Source organism: Streptomyces anandii JCM 4720 (genome assembly GCF_014650655.1).
Lineage (GTDB): Bacteria > Actinomycetota > Actinomycetes > Streptomycetales > Streptomycetaceae > Streptomyces > Streptomyces anandii.
This window is the reverse complement of the sequence record NZ_BMVJ01000033.1, coordinates 1-3,666: the sequence shown is the minus strand read 5'-3', so window position 1 is coordinate 3,666 and position 3,666 is coordinate 1. Positions and strand designations below refer to the sequence as shown.

General features: G+C 71.5%; 4 protein-coding genes and 1 pseudogene. 1 reads left to right on the top strand and 4 read right to left on the bottom strand.

Annotated elements, in window-relative coordinates:
* Window positions 1-146: pseudogene (locus tag IE249_RS39295) on the top strand (cytochrome P450); the annotation flags it as partial.
* 104 nt (window positions 147-250) lie between these two features.
* On the opposite strand, the gene IE249_RS33145 reads toward IE249_RS39295, so the two are convergent.
* From IE249_RS33145 to IE249_RS33135, 4 genes are all read right to left on the bottom strand, one after another.
* Window positions 251-1,435, bottom strand: coding sequence for a PP2C family protein-serine/threonine phosphatase (locus IE249_RS33145; RefSeq protein ID WP_189710937.1), 1,185 nt, complete (start codon window positions 1,433-1,435; stop codon window positions 251-253).
* Between the two features lie 162 nt (window positions 1,436-1,597).
* Entirely contained in the window at window positions 1,598-1,906 is a 309-nt protein-coding gene (locus tag IE249_RS39290; RefSeq protein ID WP_229859828.1) for a hypothetical protein, read from the bottom strand.
* A gap of 242 nt (window positions 1,907-2,148) precedes the next feature.
* The gene (locus tag IE249_RS33140) at window positions 2,149-2,808 is read right to left on the bottom strand and encodes a GAF and ANTAR domain-containing protein (protein WP_189710936.1); all 660 of its coding nucleotides are present in this window, start codon (window positions 2,806-2,808) and stop codon (window positions 2,149-2,151) included.
* Window positions 2,809-3,156: 348 nt separating this feature from the next.
* On the bottom strand, window positions 3,157-3,666 hold a 510-nt coding region (locus tag IE249_RS33135; RefSeq protein ID WP_189710850.1), incomplete at its 5' end, for an SDR family NAD(P)-dependent oxidoreductase.

Below are 3,666 nucleotides of genomic sequence, written 5' to 3'. Positions count from 1 at the left end.
GTCCGCTCGCCCGCCGGGAGACCCAGATCGCCCTGACCGAGCTGGTACGCCGCCTCGACCGGCCCCGGCTGGTGGCCGACCCGCCGCCGTACCGGCGCAGTCCCGTCCTTCGCGGTCCGATCCATCTGTACCTCGAGCAGAGTTGACGGCCGATTGGCCGACCGGACTTGCGCGGGGCCGGTCGGCCATCGCCGCCTCGCGGGCGGGCGGGTCGGTGCTCACGTGCCGCTCCTGCGGGGGCCTCCGTGGCTCATGGGGTCAGTTCGTCCTGGTGGCCGCCGCGCCATTCGGTGAGCAGGACGGTGGCGTCGTCGGCCAGGCGCCCGTCGTTGTGATCCATGACGGCGGCCATGAGCCGGCGCAGGGTTTCGTGCAGGGTTTGCCGGCCTGCGTGGTGGCGGCGGATGAAGTCGACGAACCGGTCCCGGCCGAACTCGTCGCCGCGGGCGTCGCGGGCCTCGGTGATCCCGTCGGTGTAGAACAGCAGGCGGTCACCGGGTTGCAACTGTTCGGCGCACTCGGTCACCGGCAGGCCAAGATCGGTCCCCATGGGTCCGGCCGGCGGGCAGGCCAGCTCTGTCGTCCAGCGATTGTCGCGGATGAGGACCGGCAGGGGGTGACCGCGGTTGATCCAGGTCAGTCGCCCGCTCGCCATGTCGAGGTCGGCCAGGATGCCGGTGACGTACCGGCTGGTGCCGAACTGCCGCAGCAGCACCTGTTCCACCTGCGCGCTGGTCTCGGCCAGGGACGCGCCCTGGCGGCGGGCGTTGCGGCAGGCCGCGACGGCGACGTTCGCGGTGATACCAGCGGTCGTGTCGTGTCCCATGGCGTCGAAGACGCTCAGATGCAAAGCGGTGCCGGCGACGGCGTAGTCGAAGGCGTCACCGCCGACCTGGTAGGCCGGTTCCATCACCGCACCCACCGTGACGTCGTATCCGGCAAAGGCGGGCGGCGGGGTGAGATTCCACTGCATCTCGGCGGCGACGTTCATCGCCTCGGTGCGCACCAGCCGGGCGTAGGAGTCGCTGAAGGAACGCTTGCTGAGCAGCAGCAGCGCCGTCATCGACGCCAGGTCGCGCAGGGCCTCACGCGTCGGTTCGTCGTCGGTCCGGCTGTCGGCCCGGATCACGCCCAGGCGCTCCACGCCGTCGGTGACGGCCACCCACCACCGCCGCCACCCGCTCGGCACACCTGACGCCGCCGGCTCGGCGAGCACGTCCACGTGCTGGTAGGCCTGGCCGGCCAAACTGCCCTCGACGGTGAAATCCTCCCCTCCTGCCGCGGCGTCGAGCCCGTTGCCGGTGAGCCGACGCAGCACCGTCTCGCGGATGTCGACGACGAAGACGGCCACGTCGTACAGGCCGGCCTCGGCGGCGTGCTCGGCGATCAGGTCCGGAAGCTGCTCCAGCGTGATCGCATGACTGGCCTGGACCATCCGTACCAGTGCCGGGGCGGCTGTGGCCCTGTCAACCACGGCGAGCCCCGTCACTTCGCCGGCAGGACCCGATCGAAGCGGTGGCGACGCACACCGGGCCACGACGTCGCATTGCCGTTCTCCCTTCCTGCTCGCGGACGGCGTGCCGCCGACGCGGTGCGCTCATGGGCGGGGACGGACGCGGTGCCAGCGTGGGCGTGCGTCACCGCCGCGGCATCCGGCCACGGAGGCGCAGCGTCGGCACACCCGCTGCACCCGGTCGGCGGCGCCGCCGGATTCAGGGAAGGTGTCGGGCCAGCGGATGTGCGGGAAGCGAGTGAGTTGCGAGCGGCTGAGGGACAGCCCGCAAACGGTCTCGTTCCGGCCAGGCTCCCAGGCGTGGACCTCGCCTGCGGGCAACCGGCGCCGGCCGTACTCCTCGTCGGTCCACTGCCCGGAGGCGGCGACGGCGTACTGCTTGCCGCGTTTCAACTGGACCGCCTCGCGCAAGGATTGCCCTCGGTCACCCCGACACCGTCCTCCCGCGGTGGTACACGTCGTCCGGCCGGGCCGCTCCGTCAGGTCGGCCGGCCCGCACATGGCGAGTGCCACGCCAGCCATCGCCCACACGTGGCGGCGCGAGCGTCGCCGGTCAGGCGATGAGCGTCGCGTGCACCGGGAAGAGCGGCACGCTGCCTGCCGTCCACGTGAGGGCAGCCACGGCGCAGCGTTGGTCAGAGGGCCCCCTGTTCGCAGACGAGGCGGGCGACCTCGCGGAGTTTGATGTTGTTTTCCTGGGAGTAGGAGCGCAGGACGTCGAAGGCTTGCTCTTCGGTGAGGTGATGCGCGCCCATCAGGATGCCCATGGCCTCGCCGATGGTGTGGCGGGTGGCGACGGCCTGTTCCATCTGGGCGTGGGTCCGCGCGGCGGAAAAGGCGATGGCAGCGTGGGCGGCCAGCAACCAGCCGGCCGTCTCGCTGGTGGTGGTGAACGCGCCCGGTTCACGGGAGTAGAGGTTCAGGGCGCCGAGGCCTTCGTCGTCAGTGAACAGCAGGAAGCCCATCATGCTGCCCACCCCGAGCTTGTGGGCCTGCGGGGCGTAGGCGGGCCAGCGTTGATGTTCGTCGGTGAGGTCCGCGATGCGGAAGACCCGCTCGCCCTGCGAGCTGCGGACGACGTCGAAGCAGGGACCCTCCCCCAGGCGCTCCTGGAGGCGATCGCTGTCGATGACCATCTGGCTGGTGGGAGCAAGGGTCGCGACCTGCTTGTCGTGAAGCACGAGGATGCCGGCCGCGTCACAGCCGTCGACCAGCTCGGTGGCCGACGCGGTGATCCGCTCCAGGGTCGCCGCCACCGAATCCTGCGCCAGCAGATTGCGCGCCATCGAGGCCATCTGCTGCGCGAAGCGACCCCAGTCCACCGTGTCCACCGTGTCCACCGTGTCCTCCCTGAGTACTCCCGTCCTGGGCTCTTCTTCTACCCAGGCTTCCATGAAGCCGCGCTGTGGCAGCCGAAGGCAGTCCACGCCACGGGCTGACTCGGTACGGCTCACCTGCCGCAGGGAGGTCGCTGACGGTGGCCGCCGCGGGGCTGGGCGCCAGGGCATCGGCGGGCAACGCACTCCGGCACGAGCGGACCACGTCACGGCCAGCGGCGACGGGCCCCGCAGGGCCTGAATGACCCCGCGTTTCACGGACCGGCGTCGGTCCACCGCCCGGGGCCACCGGGGGCCTGCGCTGGATCATTCGGGCGAGTGCGCCCCCGCGCGGTAGCGGGGGGCCAGGTCGGTACCGGAAGACTTGCGAAGGGCCAACTCCGCGTCGGTCAGTCGCGTCAGGGCCTCGGGCTCGGACAGGCCGGGCACGCAGACCACCTCGCCGGTCTCCACGGCGGCGAGGGAAGCGGTGACCACGTCGGCAGCGGGCATCCCGCCCTCGTCGTGCACCCGTGTCCGGCCCGGCACGGGATCCAGGCCCGTGCCGAGGTGAAACTCGGTGGCGGTCAGTCCCGGGCACACGACCTGCACGTGTACGGGCGTCCCCGCCAGCTCTGCGGCGAGGGTCCTGGTGAACGTCACCATGTACCCCTTGCTGCCCGCGTAAACGGCTCGGTGCGGGAGAGGGCCGGGCGGCAGGTCACCGGCGAACGCCAGCAGTGAGGCCACGTTGACGACCGTCCCCCGGCCGCGTGCCAGCATGCCGGGGACAGCCGCACGGGTCAGCACCGTCGGCGCGAGGACGTTCACTTCGAT